Here is a 20,167-nt window from a genome sequence, read left to right on the forward strand (position 1 = left end):
CTCACAGCCTCTTTTCGACCAGCACCTCAACGCGCCGGTTCAGGGCCCGGCCCTCGCGCGTGCCGTCGTCGGCCACTGGATCCGTGGCTGCCCGGCCCTCGGAATGGACGCGTTCCTGCGGCACTCCGTTTTGTACCAGCATGTCGGCAATGGTCTGGGCGCGAGCCTCAGACAGTCGCTGGTTGGTCGACAGCGGATTGGTTCTTTGCAGAGGAACCCCGTCCGTATGTCCGACCACAGTGATGTTGCCGATCAGGTCACGATTGGCGAGGATCACCTTGGCGATCGAGCCGATCAGCGGCTCGAATCCTTCCGTCAGTGTTGGCCGCGACGACTGGAACAGTTCGGGGTTGGATGCCTGGATGACCAGCTTGGCCAGCGAAACGCTCTCCGTGCCGCTGAGAGCCGATCTGAGATTGCCCGGCGCCTCGGCCTCAAATTCGGGCAGCAGTGCAAAATCCACAGTCTCCGGCGGCGGGGCATCGACTGTTGGCGATATGCGCCTGATGTCGCCACGGGTCGGCGGCGGCAGGGCTCGGACCAGTGCTGAAAGCTCCACCGCCTGGCTGCTTAGGCCCATCGAGAGCCCGACATAGGTCGCGGTAGCGATGACCGCCACGGCCAGGGCCATTACCCAGATCGGAACGATGAAGCGCTGCGGCTCGTCGGATGCGATGACGCCCTTCCAGTTTGGTGACAGCGGGGCATTCTCGGCGTCGGAATCGCGCAGGAAACGTGCCGCGGCCACACGAACGGCATTGAGCGAGCGATCGCCCGACCGGCCGGGCACGCGATACTTGCCGCGAAAACCGAGTGCCAGGCAGTCATACTGGAGTTCGAGCAATTCGCGATCTCGGTTCGGATGACGTTCCAGTTCGTCGAGCCGTGTAAAGAACTGCGTGCCGGCGTCGACATCGCCCCGCAACATGACCACAAGCGGCTGACGCGGCCACGCGCTGGCCCCGCCCCAGGGCGTGTTCAGTGCCAGATCGTCGAGCAAAGCCGCCACAACCCAGGCTGCCTGATCGGCCCGTTCCATCGACGACCCCCCCGCCATTGCCGTGTCGCGTGCCCGAACCAGTTCTTCGAGCAGCCGGGTGCGTAACACTTCCGGATTCTCCGGTGGCAGCGCGCTCTCAAGCTCCGGCGCAAACTCGAGCAGGGGCGCGAAGGCGTTGACAAGGCCGTTCGGGTGGGTGCGCGAGCGTTTTACCGGCCCGCCCGGCAAGGATGCCGCCATCGGCCGCGGCATCGGCGTGCCGGTCAGCCTGATGCGAGTGCGTTCGCGATCCTCCGACAGTCCGAAAGGATCATCCCGGCTCATGGTTTCACCTGTTCACCGAATAGCAGTCCACCTGCGGTTCGCTCGGCAGTACACCCGAAACGCCAATGACGAAGCCTGGGGCACCGAGCAGCGATGCCCAGTGCTCGCTTTTCTGGTCGAGCTCAAGGCACAGCCGATCGCCGTCGTAAGGAATCTCGCGCGGTTGCGAATGAAGCGGTTTCAGCGGGATGCCGGGCAGGCGGGACTTCCACAGGCCCTCGAACTCATCCGCCGAGCCCACGGTCGCCTGGTTGACGAATATCTTGCGTAGCGCGTCCTCCGACAGTTCCGAACCGACCCGGATGACGATCCGGCTGGCTACCAGCAGCTTCGGATTGTCGATGCGGATTTTCCAAACATTGGTCGAATGGCGCATGACGGGCAGCGCGCGCGATTTCGGCTCGATGTAACGCAGGCTCAGGATCAGTGAGCGCAATGCATCCGCCAGCGCCGAAAACGGTGGGCCGGGCGCCATGTGATCGTAAGCCGGCAGCTCGCCCAGTCGCCGCGCGCTCGAGCCGTAGGTCGCCATCGAACCGGCAAGCCCGGCCAGTTCCAGATAGAGTTCGGCCGGATGGAAAACATCCTGCGCCAGCATATGGGCCAGGCGCGGACGCGCCGCGTTGGCGAGGTTGAGCATCAACAGGTCTTCGACGCTGCGCCCTGGCCCGCCCATGACCATCTTGCCATGCGCCTCGGCGATCTGGTCAAGGCCTGTGACGACTTCCAGAAGCAATTGCCGGTACCAGGCCACTGCACCAGTAACCAGGGCCGGTGGCAGGAATGTCTCGTCCAGCGAAACGCCGCCATCGGCGCGAACCCCCTTGATGTCGGCTATCGGCAGGGCGGTATAGCCGCCGACCGATTTGCCGGGTGCAAGCAACAGCGATTGCGGTCGGGCGATTTCGATTTCTTCGGGGTCTGAACCGCCCTGGACGGCATCGCGCACCGAAACGATCCGTCCATGATAGCGCGCGCCGCTGGGTGGCGCATGCGCGGGATCGAAGCCAACGCCGCCGGCCGGCTCGAGCGGCAGGGCGACCAGCACTGGGCCGGCGCCTGTATCCGGGGTGACCGGCAGCGGACGCGGCGCGTCCATCAGATCCGGAATGGAGAAGGGGGTTCCGTCAGGGAAAATGCCTCGTGCAGACAGGATCGAGATCTGGCCGGCATCGAGCAATGCCTTATCCAGGGTCAATTGCTGAAAGCCGAACGTGTGCAGCTGGCCGGCCTGCAACGCGCCGCGCACAGTCGCCTCGAAGAAACGGTCCTGCTGCTGGAAATGCTGGGTCCGCAGAAAAAGGCCCTCGGACCACAGCACCCTGTTTGCATCGCTCATCCGGCTACTCTCTGCATCGAGCTCCCCTTGCCTTGGCCGTCAGGCGGAAATGCCGCCGCTGCCGAGTGTGACATTGATCGTAAAGTTTGATCCGGGCGAAACCGATTTGGTCGTCCGCCAGTTTCGCCCGCCAGGCTCACGGATAAGTGCAACGAAGCCCAGGGCCGTCGCATCCGGTTCAACCGTAATGGTCTTGGTCGCGGTTTTTCCAGGCGCGACGGCAATCTGGTCGGATCCGATGAGATCACCTGCCAGTGCCGAGCCGGCATCCCCCTGCAAGGCAAAGTAGTCGGCGGAATTGAACTTACCGGTGCTGCGCAGCCGCATGACCAGCACCGTCACTGGCCGGTCGCCGCCGCCTGGTCCAGGGTTCATACCGGCCGCCCCTGTCAGCTTGACCGTGATGACCGACGGTTTTGGCGGCCCGGCGCTTTGACAGGCCGTAAGCAGCCCCGTCGCACCCAAGGCAACGATAAATTCGCGTCGATCGATCATGTGTTACTCCTCCTCATATGCATCCCGAAAATCGGCGCCGATTTCGCCGAGAAAGCTCTTTTCCGCGCTCTCGGCGATTTCACGATGGCGTTTCTGATAAAGCTCCCACAGCTTGGCGCCGCGCCCGCCCGACAACAGCGTGCCGATCGCGGAACTCGATTTCAGCTCTTCTTCGATGGCTGCCGGCTCAAAACGGTCGACCATCCGCCGCAAGGCGGCCTGCACGCCGCGCCAGGCGCGTACGTGATGTTGTGCGAGGTCGCGAACCGCATCCGCGATAGCCGCTTCGCCGGCCAGAAATCCGGGGCTGCGTTCGGCGATAAGCGTCACGATAGCGTCGTCGACCGTCGGCAGAAACTTGAGTGGATTGACCTCGGAGGCTCCGACCATTGTCTGCGCAACGCGAGCATTTCCCTTTTCTTCGGCACGCTTGCGTAGCAGCTGCATCAATCCTTCCATCATAAGCCGATATTCGCGGCCGAACTTCTCCATCTCGGCGACGGCATCGCGTCCGGGAAAATCGGCTTCCGCGATGCCCATGCCGCGCAGGAATGCGGTGCGAAGCGCCATTTCGGCGTGCTGCCTCGCAGGCGGCTGGCGGGCGGGGCTGGCGGCTGGGCCTGCTCGCATTGGGGGAGGGGCATCTGCCGCTCGCACGGGCACGTCCCAGGGATTGGCCGCTTGCAGTGGTTGGGCGTCGCGCTCGCGCTGACCGGTCGAGCCCGCATCGCGTCCCGTGCTGGGGGCCACGGCTGGCCCAAAACCGAAGTCGTCATTGAATTCCGGCAGCTTTGCCGTCGGGGGCTCCGTTGAGCCGTTGGGGAACGATCCCGAGTCGAGGCCGGATGGGTCTGTCTGGTTGGGCGCGCGGGCTGGTCCTGCGGTGCCTTTGGATACGGGTGTTGCGATCGGATCGAGGCTGAACGGGTCATCGAAAGCAGGCGAGCTGCGCTGTCTGGAATTGGCCCGTTCGAACGCACCCGGGATCGGCTGCTCGAACGGGTTCGGCAGCCCGGCTGGACGTGGCCGCTGCGGCTCTTCTTCCACGGTGGCTGAAAAGAAATCGTCACGGCCGATGCTGACCGGCGCCCGAGACGCCGGCGGGGAGCGCTCCGGAACTGGCCCTGCGGCTGCTGCTGCTGTGGCTTGGGCACTCGGCGTCTGCAGATCGACATATACGACGTAATCGCCCAGTCTCAGCCGCATGCCATTGCGAAGACGCGTCGACTTGCCGGCACCGAGCGGGCTGTCCGAGTCGTCTATGAACAATCCGCTGCTTGACGTATCAGTGACGAAATATCCGTCGCGCCCACCAGTGATCCTGCAATGGGCGCGCGAAACGAACATGTCGGGATCGTCGATCTGCCAGCCGGCGTCCGCGCTGCGGCCGATCACCAGTTCCCCCTCGTCAAGCCGGGTCTGCCGTACCGCCTGGGTGCGTGGCCCTTGCTCCAGCGTCAGCAGCAGACTCATGCCGCGACCTCCGCCCCTTCCTGCCGCCAGCCGACTAATGTCCGCAGCCGCATGTCGTCAGCATCGCCCCTTTCATCGGGCCGCGCAAGCCACGCGGTCCGGGCGAGTTGGACGGTTCCAATACGCGGCGGCGGAACGGCATCGCGCGCCAGCACGATGCGCAGATCGACGTCGAGCGATTCGCCGACCATGTCGCTAACGGCCTGCTTGAACAATTTGAGGCGCTGACCGCCCGGCAGGAACGCCTTGAACTCCTCGTAGCCCAGTGGGCCGACACGGAGCTCGATCCTGCTTTGACGGTTGAAGACACGCGGACCGATCGTTGCTCCCCGGCCGAGCGCTACGTAGGCTTTGCCTAGGCGTGTCTGGAGCGCGGCTGGTATGGTCATCCAGGCAGCGATGAACTCCCTGATCTGGACCGGCACCTTGAACGCCTCCGCCAGGAACAGCGTCAGCCGCTCGGGGCCGTCGACCTGATTGGCAAGCGAAGCTGCCTGGCGCAGCTTCACGGCGTCCAGTTCGGGATTGTGGGTGCCGGGAAGCCCTATCCCCGCCATGGCTTCGAGCATGGCGCGAACGCGCCCGCCTGCCGCGCGCTCGACCTGAACCGCCGGATGCGCATCCGCCCAAGCCCTGTAATACAGCGCGATCATCCGGTTCTGAAGAATGTTGACGAAGTCCATGAAGGTTGTGTCGCTGGTCTGCTGCGCATCGGCGCCTGTGAACCAGCGTTGCGACAGGCGATCTAGCACCCAGCGCGTCAAATGCAGGGGCATCGGACCTTCAGGTCCCATCAGACCAATGTTTGCGACCGTAACCCGGGCGGGCGCTTTGTCAGTCGCTTCGCGGAATTCTGCCAAGTCCTTGGCGGAAAAGCTGAGACGGACATGCTGCCCGAGCCGCGAGGGTTCGCGCTCCGGCGGGCCGGAATAGCCGAACAGCCCGCCTCTCCGTTCGAGTCGCCGCAACAGCTCGAAGAAGTCGAACGCATCCGACAGCTCTTCGGACCGGCCAGGCTTGTCTAGATCAGGTAGCGATTGCCGGGCGTCATCGGCCATGGCACATCCTCCTGCTTCTGCAGCAGCCATGTGCGGGTTCGCACAAAGCCGTTTATCCCGGCATGACGGGCAAAGAGCCGTGCCAGCAGGGCCGAAAGCAGCAAGGTGCTTTGCCCCGCCAGGACCGATTGATCGACATGCAATGTCACCTCCGTGCCTCGTCCGAAGCACATCGGCCCATCGATCTGCAGCCGCTCGATGACCGACCGGGAGTCGATGCGTACGATCGAGTGCACATTGCGGGCGAGGCTCGGGTCTCCCCTGTCGGCGTAAAGCTCAAGCAGCGCATGCAGCGGCTCGACGCCGCGACCTTCCTTTGCAAGGCTTAGAAAGTTGAGCGCTAGCTGCGCTACAAGCCGCCAGGCGAGATTGTCGGCTCGCGATTCACCCGCCGCGCCCGCCGGCAGCGCTGCGGGGATGGCTGGGCGAGGCGGGCGCAATGCGCCGAGAAGCCGGATCGTTTCGACCGGATCGCCGGCTTCCAGCGTCAAGGTAGGGTTGTCGTCAAGGATCGGCAGATCGCGGTTGGTGCAGAGCGCCACGATGTCGACGCGCTTCAGCGGCCGGTTCGGTGGACTTTCCGCTGGGCGTGAAATCGCCAGGAAAACGTCATCGCCCGTGTATGAGGTGCGGGTGAGGCCATCGCGCCGTTCCTCCTCCGTCGGGCGGCGTGGGCGCCGTTCGGTGGAATAAACCCAGCCGCTGCCGCGGTTCTGTCCCAGGCTGAAGAGCTCCGGGATTGTGGCGTCGCTGCCCTCGCTGTCGGCGTCCTCGACGCGGATAACCCGATAGATTTCGAAGTCCCGCGCTCGCGTGCGGTCGGCATGCAGCACCTGCCGCGTTTTGCGCGGATCGAGCTCGACGACGTTGCACTCGCGTTCGAACAGATTGATGATCGGGGTTGCGAAAAGTTCAAAATCGGCCGCCATCAGATCGGCAAGTTCAGGCGCCGGACGCCTGAAGATGAAGATGATCTCGAGCTCGGCTGTGCATCTGCGCACGATGGGCTGCAACCCCGAAACCCGAGCATAGTGAAAGCGCTCCGGCATCATGAAATGTTCGCGCAGAAGACGATATCCTTCGAAGGTCGGACGTGTACGAGGCATCAGAGCCTCGTCGTCGCTGATGCCGACCATTTCGGGTGCCGGCAACGCCGATATTGGGTTGGTCTTGCCTCCCGGTCGTGCACCAACGGCTGAGCAGGCGCCGAAAATCGCATCGAAAAGCAGCGGTGCCTTGGTGCGCGCGGCAAAGTAGAGATCAAGCCGGTCGAGCGACAGTTCGTCGAGCTTGCCTTTTCCAGTACGGGCCAGCGTGATGCGAAGCGCCGCCTCGCCATCGACACCGCCGATCCGCGTGATGCCGGCTGCCGCCAAGGCGCTGCGATCCTGAAAATACCCGACCGAGGTGATGGCTATCGGCCACAGCGTTATGTCCTGGGCAGTCGTGAACGTGCAACGCGTCGACAGGCCAGGCTGGAGGCTGGAGACCAGCCGCGTATTGCGCTTGACGACATGGCCCGCAATCATCGTCTGGACTTGCTGGCCGGGTTTGAGCACCACCATGGCCGTTGCCGGCGCCGGCGTGACAAGATCGGGATAGAGAACATCAAGGACGGCGCGCGAGAAACGCGAGCGTTCCGCATCAACCTTGAGCCGGGTCCGCGCGGCCAAGAAGGCAACACCGTCAAGCAGCCGCTCGACATAGGGGTCCGGACAGGGGACCGTATCTAGTGAAAGGTTGCGCGCCACCGCCGGATGCAGGTCGGCAAATTCTGCCGCGAGCGCACGGATATGGGTCAGTTCCTCCTCGTAATATTCTACGAAGACCCGATCCATCTCAGGCTTCCCTAAATTCGGTCCGAGCCAAGCCGTTATCGAGGTTGATCGTGGTGCGCAGGCGCATGCGTTCGGGCGTCGGCGTCATGATCAACACCGCATCTATCTCGATCTTCAGGCCCACGGTTTTGTCGCCAAGGGTTACCGTAACCTTTGTTGCACTGTCCTTGAGACGCGGCTCGAAGGTGGCAAGCACCGAGCGGATCTCGCGCGCCAGGGCCTCGCGATCAAAGTCGCGGGAGGAACGGCCCGAGAAGGAAGGCACGCCGTAATTGACGACGCTGCGACGCACCTCCGGAAAATCGGCGAGCGACGGCGGGTTGTCCGCGGCCTGTTCGCTTTCAAGGTCGGAAAGAAGCGGAACGGCCTCGAAGCGCTCGGTGTTAAACAAAGCCTCGACATCGCGCCGAACGGCTTCCTTGAGCACACGAGCCGACACAACCACGCCGCGGCTTTCGATTTCAGCGCGGTGCTGGCTCTGAAAGGCCAAGCGATGCAGACGCCGCTTCTGGTCGGCCGTCAACTCCGCGTCGGCGTCGATGAGCCGCGCACTGGCAGCAACCAGATTGTCCAGCCGCTCCGCGCCAAGCTCGTCCTGCAGTGCCTGGCGCAGTCCGTCTATCTCGGAGGTCACGCCCGGCAGATCGTTTATGAGGCGGTCCCACAGAGAGGGCTGGACCGCTTCGCGCTTTGCTCGCGAACTGCCGCTACCCAGCGACTTGTCCGCGCCGGGCCGCCGGGCCTCACTTGCCGACATAGACATCCATTTCGATTTCGTCGTTGTCGTCGTAGACGAACTTTATCTTCTTGTATGCGAAGCTGACCTCTTCCTCGATCAGGTCTTCCTCATCCTCGGCCTGCGACATGTCGTATTCCATGATCGAGGCGTCGGTGAGTGTGACGACCAGGTAATCCTTGGTCTCACCATCAATGGTCCGCCGTGCCGAAAACACGACTTCGTCCAGCGCCTTGTTCTCGAACAGCGCCTTTTTCAGGTAGGGCGAAGACTTGTCATAGTGCTTGGTGAACTTGATCATACCCAAGGACACACGACCTCGGCGCGAGAGCGAATTTGGATCATAGGGTGCGATCATCTTGTAATCGACGCCATGGATTTCGATTTCGTCTTCATGACCATCTCGAGTGCTTGGACCCTTGATATCCGGAACCTTTAGAAAGCCATCAATCTTCGTATTTGTGGGCATTGTCTTTCTCCACCGCTTTCAAAACCAAGATGTTGTTGCTGCAGATCAAGTCTTTACGGACGGAAGTTCCGAAACCAGTCGGAGCGAGGCATTGATACCCTCCAGCTGATAATGCGGGCGCAGATAGAAGCGGGCATTGTAGTAGCCGGGGCGCCCCTCCACGCTGTCCACCTGAACCTCGGCGGCGGCGAGCGGGCGCTTGGCGCGCGCCTTGTCGTCGGCAAAGGCCGGGTTGGCCAGCACATACCGGTTGATCCATTCGGTCAGCCAGATCTGCATGTCGGAGCGCTCCTTGAACGAACCGACCTTGTCGCGCGCGATCGCCTTGAGGTAGTGGGCAAAGCGCGAGACCGGGAAAAGGTAGGGAAGGTTGGCGCTCAGCCGCTCGTTGGCCTGCGCATCGGGGTCGACCAGTCGTCCCGCCCTTGTCTCGTCGTCCTGCAGCGAATGGGCGCCAATAAAGGCGGCGAGATCGGTGTTCTTTCTATGCAGGATGGGCATCAGGCCGAGCTTGGCCAGCTCCGCCTCGCGCCGGTCGTCGATGGCGACCTCCGTCGGACACTTCATCGCTATCGAGCCATCATCGGTTGGGAAGCTGTGCACTGGCAGGTTGAGGACGGTGCCGCCATTTTCGACGCCGCGGATCTGCGTGCCCCAGCCATAGAGCTTGTGGCTGCGGTTTATGTTCACGCCCATCGGGAAGGCGGCATTCATCCAAACATATTTGTTATGGTCGCCATGTACCTCCTCCTCGAAGGTGAAGCCCTTCACCGGAACGGTATCGGTGCCATACGGCAGCCGTGCCAAAACGCGAGGCATGGTCAGGCCGATGTAGCGTGCATCCTCGCTCTCGCGCAGCGACTGCCAGGAGGCATAGGCTGGGTTGGAGACGATCTGCTGCAGGTCCTGCGGGTTCGGCAATTCCTGCCAGCTGTCCATACGGAACAGGCGCGGAGAGGCGGCTGCGATAAAGGGCGTGTGCGCTGAGGCGCAGATGCCGGAGATGTTGCGCAGCAGACCGACGTCGCGCGGGTGGTTGGAAAATTCGTAGGCACCAATCACACAGCCGATCGGCTCGCCGCCAAGCATCGAATACTCGTCCGTGTAGACTTTCTTGAAGATCGGGCTCTGATCCCACATCTGGCCCTCATAATCCTCAAGCGTATCGGCCAGCTGCTCCTTGGAAATGTTCATCACCCGGATCTTCAGCTTCTGATCGGTCTCGGTATTGTTGACGAGATACCACAGGCCACGCCATGTGCCCTCCATTTCGCGCACTTCCGGCGCGTGCAGGATCTCGTTGACCTGTTCGGAAAGCATCTTGTCGATACCGGCGATCAACGACTTGATCGACTTGATCGCATTCGATGAGATGGTCGTGGTATCGGAACGCGTCTGCGCTGCAAGTGCGAGATTGCGCACCAATTGCTGCAGCTTTTCGCTGTCGTCCTTCTTGACCTTGAAATCCTTCTCGAGGAGCCCGCTGAATTCTCCGAGATCGATGGTTTCCGCCTCGGCGACGGCGGCGGTTTTTTGCTGTTCGGCCATGGTCATTCCCCTGCCTTGTCGTCCGCCAGTGCCTGGCTGGCGATCTTGCCAAGAAGCGGTTCATTGTTCAGCAGTTGCGCAATGCGCTTTTCGGCATCCACACGCCCGTCCATGAAGCCGAGAAGTTCCTCGAGCTGGCGGCGCATCTTGAGAATTTCGGCCAACTGTGGGACCTGCTCGGCAATCTTGTCCGGCGCGAAATCGCCCATCTTGGTGAAGGTAAGGTCGAGCGCCAGCTCCCCGTCCCGCTCGGCGCCTTCGGCCTGGGGCAGCGTATTCTTCACGCGGGCTTTCACGCGTGGTCCAAGTGCCTCCATGAAACGCGGGAAACGGTTAGCATCGGTCTCGACAAAGGAGCGGTCCAGTATCGACTTCGACGCTTCCTTGGTCTGCGAAGCGCCTGAAAGGTCCGCCATGACGGCCATGACAAACGGCAGCTCGATTGTCGTTGGACTGCCATAGGTTTCCACGTCATAGGCGATCTGCACCCGCGGCGCGCGATTTCGTTCGATGACCTTGGCTTTGCTTTCGGCTGGCATTGCTTGCTACCTTTCATCCTTCTGAGCCGTCTTCTTGGTATCGGGAACGCCGGCAAGAAGTCGGAACTCCTTCAATCCCGACGGGGCGAGATCTTCCATCAGTTCAACAAAATCCATATGCACCATCCGGCGCACACGGCGGGCGAGGTGGGGAATCGGGCTCGACGGTTCGGTGCGGTCATAAAACGCGACGACGAGGTCCAGGCATTTTACCACGTCGTCGCGCGAAGAAATCCTGTCAGGGAGTCCGGTGCTCGAGTCCGCGCAGCTAGCCATACTTGCCATTGCATCGGCTCCATGACCGTTTCGGGCAGGCATTACGGGTTCTGCAAGCGAAGGGGACGGCTTTGCCGAGCCATTCGCCATCGCGCCGGCAGCCGAGTTGCGCTCGAGGGTTGTCAGCAAACGCTGCAGGAACCGTTTTAATTCCGGAATGGTGGTCCCGCCGCTGCCTTCAAGGCGAGCGTTGAGGGCTGTCTCGACGGCTTCCAATGCCGCGACCGCCGCGCTCGCATTGGCGATGAGCGACTGCATTTCCTCATTGGCTTGATCCGCCTGTGCCGCGCACCCGGCACGGACCCGATTCAACAGTTGTCCGTGCGCACTGACAAGCGCTGCCTTTTCGGCCGCATTCAATCCTGACGCTGCTTCTTGCAGCATGACGCGGTCGTCGAGCGCAGCGTGTTCCAGGTCGCGTCCGCTGATCGGCCCGATCGAGCGTGGCGCAAAGAAAGTCATTTGCCGTAGGTTGGCCAGCAACCCGTCCTGACCATTTTGAAGATCGAGCAGCGCGTTGATGCGGCGCAAGGCGGCCTCGCGAGGCGACGTGTTGGGGCGCAGCGCCGGGTGCATGGTTTCCCAATGCTGGTCGAATGTCCGCCCAATAAGTGTCAGACCCTGCGCCAAGCCGGCCAGTCCCTGCTCGTTGGCCAGTGCGCGTGTGACAACTACAATCAGGCGCAAGTCGCGGCCACGCGCGCGCAATTCCTCGGCCTTGGTGAGCACTGCTGGCCAGTCGACGGGAATGGTGCTTTGCGAGACCGGCCTGTTGTTGCCGTCATGGACAACCTTGACCTGAGGCTCCGTCAGACGCTCCAGTTCGTGAAACGCCGGATCGTTACGCAAATCCTCTCCCGACGGATTTTCACCATCGAGCGGAGCAAGCCAGAGTGCGACGTCGATCACACCGATCCCCCAGTCACCGGCCCTGAGGCCGACCTGCCCCTACGTTATCACACGGTTGCGCTTTTCCACAATTCAGCGAGTGCGGAAAAAATTAACAAAAGCTAATGCAGCCTTGTCTTGATTGTGGAATCCGAGGGGCGAGATTGCCTAGGCCTGGGCCGGAAATGTCGTGCCTGGGATGTCAGGCTCGTGATTGTTTGCAGCCGGCGATGCAGGATCTTCCACCAATGATGGGAGCCCGCATAATCGGGGATCGAAACCTTTGTTCATCCCGCACTTTGTCAAGCGGCTGCTTATGTGGCAGGTTATCCACTTGCAGAGTGCAGGAGCACGTTCGATGGAACAGCGCCGGTCATCGCAGAGTTTCAAACGCAAGGAACTGGTCGGCAAGCTCAATCCTCTAGGGTTGCGCGCCTTCAAGGCAGCGGCCGACACTGCCAAGCTGCGTGGCAATCCTTACGTCGAACTCGTCCACTTCGTTGAGCAGCTGGTGCTCTCCGACCGCTCGGATGTGCAAATGATGATCGCCGATGCGGGACTGGATGCGAGCCGACTTACGGCCGATATGACGCGCGCGGTGGACAAGCTGCCTTATGGCGCAACCTCGATCGAGGAGTTTTCCGACCATATCTTCCACGCCATCCAGGAGGCATGGAATCTGGCAACACTGGAATTCGGCGTGGAGGAGGTCCGCAGCGCATATGTTCTGCTTGCTTGCCTGAAGACACCGGTGCTGGAAGGCCTGCTGTCGAAGATCAGCGGCGAGTTCGACAAAATTGACGCCGACGCCGTCGTGGCGCGCTTCGCCGATGTCACGGAGGGCTCACTCGAAGCCGGCGCTTCTCCTGCGGTAACCGCGGCAGAGGCGCCGCGGCGGATTCCGGGCGGGGATTCGGCACTGGCCAAATATGCCACCGACCTGACTCAGCGCGCCCGCGACGGAAAGATTGATCCGGTCGTCGGCCGCGATCCGGAGATCAGGCAGATTGTCGACATACTGATGCGGCGCCGCCAGAACAACCCGATCCTGACCGGGGAGGCGGGTGTCGGCAAGACCGCAGTCGTGGAGGGTTTTGCTCTGCGCATCGCCAAAGGCGATGTGCCGCCCCCACTGCAGGGAGTGAGCGTGCGCATGCTCGACGTTGGATTGATGCAGGCAGGCGCTAGCGTAAAGGGTGAATTCGAAAAACGACTGAAGGCCGTAATCGACGAAGTTCAATCCTCTGAAGCGCCGGTCATCCTCTTCATCGACGAAGCCCATACGCTGATCGGTGCCGGTGGTGCTGCCGGAACCGGCGACGCTGCCAATCTGCTCAAGCCGGCGCTGGCGCGCGGCGAACTTCGCACGATAGCGGCAACGACCTGGTCGGAATACAAGCAGCACATCGAGAAAGACCCGGCACTGACCCGCCGCTTCCAGGTGATAAAGATCGACGAGCCTTCGGAATCGGTTGCCATCCTCATGTTGCGCGGCGTAGCCGGCGTTCTCGAACAGCACCACGAAGTGCAGATATTGGACGAGGCGATCGACGCGGCGGTCGCCCTGTCGCATCGCTACATCCCGGCGCGGCAGTTGCCGGACAAGGCGGTCAGCCTTCTCGACACCGCCTGCGCGCGTGTCGCCGTATCGCAGCACGCCACGCCGGCCGAGGTCGAGGACATCATGCGCCGTCGTCAGGCGCTGGAGGTCGAGCGCGGCATTATCGGCCGCGAGGCTGCAATCGGCATCGAAGTGGCCGAGCGGCAGGCACGGGTCGAAGCCGGACTTGCCGAGACAGAACGCACGCTCGCAGCCGCGCAGCAGCGCTGGGAGAGCGAAAAGGCGCTGGTGGCCGAGATACTTGAATTGCGTGCCAGGCTGCGCGGCGACGGCCTGCCGCTCGATGCCGTGGAAGGGCAGGAGGCCGCCACCGAGACAGAGATTGGGGAGGTGCCGGAGACCGAACAGTCCAATGCCGGGACGAAGGCTCCGGCGGCAGGTGGTACTCCGCCTCCCGATCCGGTTGCCGATCTCGCTCGGCTGCGCGAACTGATGAGCGAACTAGCCGAGGCGCAAGGCGAAACACCGCTCATCCTACCATCGGTCGACCGCAACGCCGTGGCGGCCGTGGTTCAGGACTGGACGGGCATACCGACGGGGCGGATGCTGTCGAGTCAGACCGAGAAGGCGCTGCGGCTCGCGTCCACTCTGTCCGAGCGGGTTGTCGGACAGGATCACGCCATGGAGATGATTGCCAAGCGCGTACAGACCAGCCGCGCCGGTCTCGGCGCTCCGGAAAAGCCGGTGGGTGTGTTCCTGCTTTGCGGCCCCTCGGGCGTAGGCAAGACCGAAACCGCCTTGGCACTGGCCGAAACGCTCTACGGCGGAGAGCAGAACCTGATCTCGATCAACATGTCTGAATTCCAGGAGGCGCATACGGTCTCTACCTTGAAGGGCGCGCCGCCCGGCTATGTCGGCTACGGCAAGGGCGGAATTCTCACCGAGGCGGTGCGACGCAAGCCCTATTCGGTGATCCTGCTCGACGAAGTCGAGAAGGCGCATCCGGACGTGCACGAAATCTTCTTCCAGGTCTTTGATAAAGGGATGATGGACGACAGTGAAGGCCGACGGATCGACTTCAAGAACACGCTGATCCTTCTCACGTCGAATGTCGGCTCCGAAGTGATCATGGACCGGACGAGGAATGGCGCGGTCCGGGCAGGGCTCGACGATCTGGACACCGCGTTACGCAGCCCATTGCTGAAAGTCTTCCCTGCGGCCTTTCTCGGCCGGGTGGTGACCATCCCCTACTTTCCGCTTTCGGATTCGATGATCGAAGCGATCACCCGTCATCAATTCGCCAAGATTGCTCGCCGGCTGCGTGCGACCAACGATGCGGAGTTGGTAATCGGCGACGGTGTAATGGATCTGGTCAAGACCCGCTGCACGGAGATCGAATCCGGCGGCAGAATGATTGATGCCATCCTAACCAACACGCTTCTTCCGGAACTGAGCCGCGGCGTGCTGAACCGGTCGCTCACTGGCGAAAAGATGACGAAGGTCACGGTTGGCGCCTCAGGCCAAGGGTTTACCTATTCCTTCGAATAGGCCAGGCGAAATATGGCGGCCCCTTTCGGCCGCCTCCTGCATTGATCAGATATCCGCTAATTGATACCTGCGGCTTGCCCCGCGCAGCTCACTATCCGAGGACAATTACCACTGCATCGCCTACAGTTCTGAAATCTCTCGAGGCGAAACGATCTCACATCGTGCTGACGGAGCGGAAAGACCACCTCGATTCTCTTCAGAAGAGATTCTCGCTATTCGTGAAAACCTTGTAGTCCGCGCGGCGGCATGTCGGCGAAGGATCGCAAGGCCGCCAGCATGGCACTCAATGTCTCAGATGACGATGAGCGTCTAATCCTCGAGACAAGCCGCTACATCGGCGAAGGCTTCGATGATTTCCGACTCGACACGCTGTTCCTGATCGCCTGGAGGGGACACTGAGTATGTCGGCCGGCTGCATCGCGAACATGACGGAAAAAGGGATGTTCTGGTCGTGGACTATGTCGATCAGACGGGTCCGGTTTTCGCCCGGATGGCCGCAAAACGACGCGCTGGCTATCGTGCGCTCGGCTACATGATCGAGTAGCGGCGCCCCACTGTGAGCGGAGCGCCCTTGTTCGGTCACCGCGACCAGATGAGCTTGTGCTCGCCCTTTTCGCCCTCGACGAGCACAAGCTCATCTGGTCCCGCGACGCCGCTGAGTGATCACGGAGCCCCGTCCCAAAAGGCGGGGCTTCTCGATGTCAGGTACGCCACTGCATAGACGCTCTTATCAGGTGCAGCACTCTATGCTTTGACGGGTGCCTTGCGCGCCTTCTTCAGCGGCGCCTTGATTGCGGTTGCGACTGTCGTCGCTGCTGCCGCGCGAGCAGCTCGTTTTGGTTTTTCTGCCGCAGTCGTTGAAGGCGTTGCCGCCTTGCGCCCCAGGCCCATTGATTTCGCCAGGGCCGAGCGGGTGGCCGCGTAGTTCGGCGCCACCATCGGATAATCCGAGGGCAGGTTCCATTTCTGGCGGTATTGGTCAGGGCTCAGATTGTAATGCGTTCCGATATGCCGCTTCAAGGATTTGAATTTCTTCCCGTCCTCCAGGCAGATAATGAAATCTGGCGAGACTGATTTCTTGATCGACACCGCCGGCTCCAGCTTGGCCGTGGCCGGAGCCACAGCTGTGCCGATCCCTTGCAAAGCGACATAGGTATCGCCGATCAGCTTCGACAACTCGCTGACCGGCAGGGGATTATTCGAAACAAAGGCGGAAACGATGTCGGCGGTAATTGATACGAGATCAGCCTGGTCGCGTTGGTCTGGAGAAACGTTCATCGAGTTTTCCTCTTGTCTAATGGGCGCGTGGACGGATGAGCTGTTTATTGCGGAATCACGCAAACAATTCGTTATTTCCGTCAACAAACCTCATTCCTTGCAAATATCAAGCCGGCACGCTTCGCATTCTGAGCTCCAGACAAGGTTGAGAGGCGCTCGATTTCGACTGCCTGCTCGATGAAGCAATGCAACGGCAGCTTATTCGGCTGACGCGAGCGGCCGACAGGCTGGACGCAATCGGCGGTGACAGCGCTGTCCTATTCCCGTGTGTACGGCACGCCCAGCATGGCCGGAGCACTGGCTCGCGAGCGACGGATCATCAGCGCCACGATCGCCGCAACATAGGGCATCATCAACATATATTGGTAAGGAATGGCGATGCCGATGCCTTGGATTTGCAATTGCAGCGCGTCGAGGAAGGAAAACACCAGCGCCGCTACCAAAATCGGGTAGGGCCGCCACAGACCGGCGATAACGATGATGATCGCCAGCCAGCCGCGTCCGTTGGTCATGTCCGGCACGAAACGCGCCGCTTGGCCGACAGACAGGAACGCGCCGGCGAAGCCTGCCATCACGCCACCGAAGACCACAGCAGCATACTGGACCGAGGCCACCTTCACCCCCTTAACATCGAGGGCCTTAGGATTGTCGCCAGCGCAACGTACGATCAGCCCATAGCGCGTTCGGAACAGAAAGAGCCATACCGGCGGCACCATTAGGAAGGCGATGTAGGTCAGCACCCGCTGGTCGAACAGGATTGGGCCGAGCACCGGGATATCGCTCAGGCCCGGTATCGGCACGTCGGCGAAGAAGGGGATGGTCGGCGTATTGTCGTGGCCGGCGAACGCGGAACGCAGCCAATAGGTGGAAAGGCCGGCGCCGAGCAGGTTGACGGCAAGCCCCGTGACGATCTGCTCCACTTTCAACGTGATCACCAGCACGGCGAACACGAGCGCCATCAGCGCGCCGGTGAACCCGGCTGCAAGGACACCCAGCCAGAGAGAGCCGCTTTCGTATGCGGCGAGATAGCCGGTGAACGCGCCCATAAGCATCATGCCTTCGAGACCCATATTGTATACGCCGCTGCGCTCGGCGACGAGCTCGCCAATTGCGGCGAGCAGGAGCGGGGTGGCGATGCGGATGGTCGCCGCCGCCACGCTGATCAGGATTGACGCTTGGAAGAGAGCGTCAAGCACGGCCGACCCTCCGTAGGCGGAAATTGCACGCCGCCCAGCCGGCTAGGTAGAACAAAAGGAGGATCGCCTGGATGGCATAGATCAGCGCTGAGGGTACGCCGGTCTTGATCTGCATGAGCGTGGCGCCGTTGAGCAGCGCGCCGAACAGCACCGCGGCGACGACGACGCCAAGCGGATGCAACTGGCCGAGGATGGCGACGATGATGCCGCTATAGCCGTAGCCTGCTATGACGCCCGCCTTCAGGCGGTAGTGCACGCCATAGACTTCCGTGATGCCTGCGAGCCCGGCAAGCGCGCCGGAAACCATAAGCACCACGAGGATCAGCCGTCGTGTATTGGTACCCTGTACGTCGAGCGCGCGCATGTTGGACCCGGCAGCCTTGATCTCGTAGCCGAGCGGTGTGCGCGTCAACAGCATGTGGACCAGGGCAGCCGCTGCGATCGCCAGCAGGAAACCGGCATGCAGTCGCGAACCGGAAAACAGCACGGGAAGCACCGAGCCCGGATCGACCTTCGGCGTCTGCTCGAAGAAGGCGCCGGCCTCGCTCCACGGGCCGCGCAGCAGCAGCAGCGAAATGACATAGACGATGATGTAGTTGAGCATAACGGTCGAAATCACCTCATCGACCGAAAAGCGGGTCTTCAGCACGCCCGCCAGGCCGGCATAGAGTGCTCCGCCGACAATGCCGCCGACTATGACCACAGGAATTTGGATGAAAGGTGAAAAGCCAATGAGGTTGTGCTGCAACCAGTAGGCAAACATGGCGCCGGCGAAGACCTGGCCTTCGGCGCCGATGTTCCAGATGCGCGCGCGGAAGGCGACGCAAGCGGCAAGTCCGGTAAAGATCAGAGGCGTGGCCTTGACCAGCGTTTCGCCGGCGGCGCGCGACGACCCAAAGCCGCCCTTCAGGAGAGCCTCGAAAGCCGCCCGTGGACTGGCGCCCGCGGCGGCAAAAAGCAGGCTGCACACCAGAACCGCCGCTGCTCCTGCCGCGGCAAGCGCAACGACGAGCGCGGTCGGCCGCCTCTCCAGTCGACGCTCGAGGCGCCATTCCACGAGGTTGAAATCGGTCATGCCGCAGCCTCGCTCTCGTGGCCCGCCATCAAGCTGCCGATTTCGTCATAGGTGGTTTTATCGGTATCGAGCACCGCAAGGATGCGGCCGCGAAACATCACGCATATGCGACGACTTAGAGCGAAAAGATCCTCAAGTTCCTCGCTCGCGAGCAGGATGGCGCAGCCTTCGTCGCGTTTGCGCCGGAGTTCGCGATGGACGAACTCGATGGCGCCGACGTCGAGCCCGCGCGTCGGCTGGTTGCACAGCAAAAGCCGGTTCGCCTTGGCGAACTCGCGGGCGAGGATGACCTTCTGCGCGTTGCCGCCCGACAACTTACGGGAGAGTGCCGACGGACCGGTTGCTGCAATGGAATAGGCGTCGATCGCCGCGCGCGCATTGGCTTCGAGCGCCGCGGCGTCGATGAACGGCCCTTTGCGCCAGCGCGCCTGCCATTGCTGGCCGAGGACGAGGTTCTCGCCGATGTCGAGGTCGGCAACGAGGCCGTCGCGGAAACGGTCGCTCGGCACGTAGCCGACGCCTTTGGCCGCTACCGTCGCCGGGGAGTTCGCTTGCAGCGCTTCGCCATCGAGAGAGATCGTGCCGCCATCGGGCGAGATGAGGCCTGCGAGGCACTCGAACAGCTCGTCCTGGCCGTTGCCGGAAACTCCGGCGATGCCGAAGATCTCGCCGCCGGCGATGTCGAAAGACGCATTGTCCAGCACCGCCCTTTGCTCGCGCAGGTATGTGAGCCCGCGCACCGAAAGCACCGTCTCGCCGGGCGCTTTCGCATCTCGCGCGCGCGCCGGTGAGGCAACGGGGCGGCCGACCATCATGGTGGTGAGCTGGTCGCGGCTGACGTCCGAGGTTGAAACTGTTCCGACCAGTCTCCCCTTGCGCAGCACGCTGACCTGGTCGGACTGCATCACTTCCGCCATTTTGTGGCTGATCAGCACGACCGACAGGCTTTCGGTGGTGAGCCGCCGGACCGTCGCAAACAGCCGGCGCGATTCTTCAGGCGTGAGCACCGCCGTCGGTTCGTCCAGGATGAGCAGCCTGGCGCCGGTGTAGAGTGCCTTGACGATCTCCAGCCATTGCTGCTCGCCGACGGAAAGATCGGCGACAGGCCGGTGCGGATCGAGCGAGATGCCGTAGGTGGAACAGATCGCCTCGATCCTTGAGAGAGCGTCGGCCCGGCCGAGCCGCCAGCCGGAGCCGGTGCCGACCGCCACATTCTCCAGCACAGTGAAGCCGGGAACGAGAACGAAATGCTGGTGCACCATGCCGATGCCGGCGCGGATGGCTTCGCCCGGCGAGCGCAGGTGGACGGTCTTGCCGTCCACCCGAATTTCGCCGGCGTCGGGCTGATAGAGCCCGTAAAGGCAGGACGACAGCGTCGACTTGCCGGCGCCATTCTCGCCCAGCAGGCAATGCAATTCGCCGGGCATCACGTCGAGCGAGACGTCGTCGTTGGCGAGAAGCGTAGCGAAACGCTTCGTCAGGTGCCGGACCGATAGGCGCGGTATTTGGCTCATCTCGGATCGGCG

The 20,167-nt window shown here is 62.2% G+C and carries 17 protein-coding genes; 2 read left to right on the plus strand and 15 right to left on the minus strand.

Annotated features, from left to right (window positions below):
* Position 1: 1 nt before the first annotated feature.
* Genes icmH through tssA form a run of 11 tightly spaced genes read right to left on the minus strand, consistent with a single transcriptional unit; the run spans position 2 to position 12,004 of the window.
* The gene (gene icmH / locus X760_RS60425) at positions 2 to 1,324 is read right to left on the minus strand and encodes a type IVB secretion system protein IcmH/DotU (RefSeq protein WP_023720335.1); all 1,323 of its coding nucleotides are present in this window, start codon (positions 1,322 to 1,324) and stop codon (positions 2 to 4) included.
* A gap of 4 nt (positions 1,325 to 1,328) precedes the next feature.
* Positions 1,329 to 2,663 (minus strand): type VI secretion system baseplate subunit TssK, encoded by a 1,335-nt coding sequence (tssK, locus tag X760_RS60430; RefSeq protein WP_023720336.1) that lies wholly within the window; start codon positions 2,661 to 2,663, stop codon positions 1,329 to 1,331.
* Between the two features lie 39 nt (positions 2,664 to 2,702).
* Positions 2,703 to 3,158 (minus strand): type VI secretion system lipoprotein TssJ, encoded by a 456-nt coding sequence (tssJ, locus tag X760_RS60435; RefSeq protein ID WP_023720337.1) that lies wholly within the window; start codon positions 3,156 to 3,158, stop codon positions 2,703 to 2,705.
* Between the two features lie 3 nt (positions 3,159 to 3,161).
* Entirely contained in the window at positions 3,162 to 4,631 is a 1,470-nt protein-coding gene (tagH, locus tag X760_RS60440) for a type VI secretion system-associated FHA domain protein TagH (protein WP_023720338.1), read from the minus strand.
* Positions 4,628 to 5,689: a type VI secretion system baseplate subunit TssG gene (tssG, locus tag X760_RS60445; RefSeq protein ID WP_023720339.1), complete on the minus strand. Its 1,062-nt coding sequence runs from the start codon at positions 5,687 to 5,689 to the stop codon at positions 4,628 to 4,630. The genes tagH and tssG overlap by 4 nt, the downstream gene beginning before the upstream one ends.
* Positions 5,653 to 7,527, minus strand: a complete 1,875-nt coding sequence (gene tssF / locus X760_RS60450) for a type VI secretion system baseplate subunit TssF (RefSeq protein WP_023720340.1) — start codon at positions 7,525 to 7,527, stop codon at positions 5,653 to 5,655. Before tssF ends, tssG begins: the two co-directional genes overlap by 37 nt.
* Position 7,528: 1 nt before the next feature.
* The gene (tssE, locus tag X760_RS60455) at positions 7,529 to 8,284 is read right to left on the minus strand and encodes a type VI secretion system baseplate subunit TssE (RefSeq protein ID WP_023720341.1); all 756 of its coding nucleotides are present in this window, start codon (positions 8,282 to 8,284) and stop codon (positions 7,529 to 7,531) included.
* The gene (gene tssD / locus X760_RS60460) at positions 8,271 to 8,732 is read right to left on the minus strand and encodes a type VI secretion system tube protein TssD (RefSeq protein WP_023678576.1); all 462 of its coding nucleotides are present in this window, start codon (positions 8,730 to 8,732) and stop codon (positions 8,271 to 8,273) included. Before tssD ends, tssE begins: the two co-directional genes overlap by 14 nt.
* Positions 8,733 to 8,777: 45 nt before the next feature.
* Positions 8,778 to 10,280, minus strand: a complete 1,503-nt coding sequence (gene tssC / locus X760_RS60465; protein ID WP_023720342.1) for a type VI secretion system contractile sheath large subunit — start codon at positions 10,278 to 10,280, stop codon at positions 8,778 to 8,780.
* 2 nt (positions 10,281 to 10,282) lie between these two features.
* Entirely contained in the window at positions 10,283 to 10,819 is a 537-nt protein-coding gene (gene tssB / locus X760_RS60470) for a type VI secretion system contractile sheath small subunit (protein WP_023720343.1), read from the minus strand.
* Positions 10,820 to 10,825: 6 nt separating this feature from the next.
* Positions 10,826 to 12,004: a type VI secretion system protein TssA gene (gene tssA, locus X760_RS60475; RefSeq protein WP_023720344.1), complete on the minus strand. Its 1,179-nt coding sequence runs from the start codon at positions 12,002 to 12,004 to the stop codon at positions 10,826 to 10,828.
* 337 nt (positions 12,005 to 12,341) lie between these two features.
* Between tssA and tssH the strand changes: the two genes are divergently transcribed.
* Together tssH and X760_RS78030 are read left to right on the plus strand one after the other, a co-directional pair.
* Positions 12,342 to 15,092: a type VI secretion system ATPase TssH gene (tssH, locus tag X760_RS60480; RefSeq protein ID WP_023720345.1), complete on the plus strand. Its 2,751-nt coding sequence runs from the start codon at positions 12,342 to 12,344 to the stop codon at positions 15,090 to 15,092.
* Between the two features lie 246 nt (positions 15,093 to 15,338).
* The gene (locus X760_RS78030) at positions 15,339 to 15,491 is read left to right on the plus strand and encodes a hypothetical protein (RefSeq protein WP_023720346.1); all 153 of its coding nucleotides are present in this window, start codon (positions 15,339 to 15,341) and stop codon (positions 15,489 to 15,491) included.
* A 345-nt stretch (positions 15,492 to 15,836) separates the two neighbouring features.
* On the opposite strand, the gene X760_RS60490 is transcribed toward X760_RS78030, so the two are convergent.
* From X760_RS60490 to X760_RS60505, 4 genes are all read right to left on the minus strand, one after another.
* A complete protein-coding gene (locus X760_RS60490) occupies positions 15,837 to 16,370 on the minus strand; it encodes a MucR family transcriptional regulator (RefSeq protein WP_023720348.1) in 534 nt (177 codons plus the stop codon).
* Between the two features lie 257 nt (positions 16,371 to 16,627).
* The gene (locus X760_RS60495; RefSeq protein WP_023720349.1) at positions 16,628 to 17,566 is read right to left on the minus strand and encodes an ABC transporter permease; all 939 of its coding nucleotides are present in this window, start codon (positions 17,564 to 17,566) and stop codon (positions 16,628 to 16,630) included.
* Entirely contained in the window at positions 17,559 to 18,641 is a 1,083-nt protein-coding gene (locus tag X760_RS60500) for an ABC transporter permease (RefSeq protein ID WP_023720350.1), read from the minus strand. Before X760_RS60500 ends, X760_RS60495 begins: the two co-directional genes overlap by 8 nt.
* Positions 18,638 to 20,155, minus strand: a complete 1,518-nt coding sequence (locus tag X760_RS60505; protein ID WP_023720351.1) for an ABC transporter ATP-binding protein — start codon at positions 20,153 to 20,155, stop codon at positions 18,638 to 18,640. The genes X760_RS60500 and X760_RS60505 overlap by 4 nt, the downstream gene beginning before the upstream one ends.
* Positions 20,156 to 20,167: the final 12 nt, after the last annotated feature.

The sequence above is a fragment of the Mesorhizobium sp. LSHC420B00 genome (assembly GCF_000503055.1).
Lineage (GTDB): Bacteria > Pseudomonadota > Alphaproteobacteria > Rhizobiales > Rhizobiaceae > Mesorhizobium.

Bases quoted from the DNA above. Each gene is read 5' to 3' on its own strand.
- X760_RS60505 (WP_023720351.1), bottom strand. From the start codon at position 20,155: ATGAGCCAAATACCGCGCCTATCGGTCCGGCACCTGACGAAGCGTTTC.
- X760_RS78030 (WP_023720346.1), top strand. From the start codon at position 15,339: ATGTCGGCGAAGGATCGCAAGGCCGCCAGCATGGCACTCAATGTCTCA.
- tssH (WP_023720345.1), top strand. From the start codon at position 12,342: ATGGAACAGCGCCGGTCATCGCAGAGTTTCAAACGCAAGGAACTGGTC.
- icmH (WP_023720335.1), bottom strand. From the start codon at position 1,324: ATGAGCCGGGATGATCCTTTCGGACTGTCGGAGGATCGCGAACGCACT.
- tssG (WP_023720339.1), bottom strand. From the start codon at position 5,689: ATGGCCGATGACGCCCGGCAATCGCTACCTGATCTAGACAAGCCTGGC.
- tssK (WP_023720336.1), bottom strand. From the start codon at position 2,663: ATGAGCGATGCAAACAGGGTGCTGTGGTCCGAGGGCCTTTTTCTGCGG.
- tssJ (WP_023720337.1), bottom strand. From the start codon at position 3,158: ATGATCGATCGACGCGAATTTATCGTTGCCTTGGGTGCGACGGGGCTG.
- X760_RS60490 (WP_023720348.1), bottom strand. From the start codon at position 16,370: ATGAACGTTTCTCCAGACCAACGCGACCAGGCTGATCTCGTATCAATT.
- tssB (WP_023720343.1), bottom strand. From the start codon at position 10,819: ATGCCAGCCGAAAGCAAAGCCAAGGTCATCGAACGAAATCGCGCGCCG.
- tssD (WP_023678576.1), bottom strand. From the start codon at position 8,732: ATGCCCACAAATACGAAGATTGATGGCTTTCTAAAGGTTCCGGATATC.
- tssF (WP_023720340.1), bottom strand. From the start codon at position 7,527: ATGGATCGGGTCTTCGTAGAATATTACGAGGAGGAACTGACCCATATC.
- tssC (WP_023720342.1), bottom strand. From the start codon at position 10,280: ATGGCCGAACAGCAAAAAACCGCCGCCGTCGCCGAGGCGGAAACCATC.
- X760_RS60500 (WP_023720350.1), bottom strand. From the start codon at position 18,641: ATGACCGATTTCAACCTCGTGGAATGGCGCCTCGAGCGTCGACTGGAG.
- tagH (WP_023720338.1), bottom strand. From the start codon at position 4,631: ATGAGTCTGCTGCTGACGCTGGAGCAAGGGCCACGCACCCAGGCGGTA.
- tssE (WP_023720341.1), bottom strand. From the start codon at position 8,284: ATGTCGGCAAGTGAGGCCCGGCGGCCCGGCGCGGACAAGTCGCTGGGT.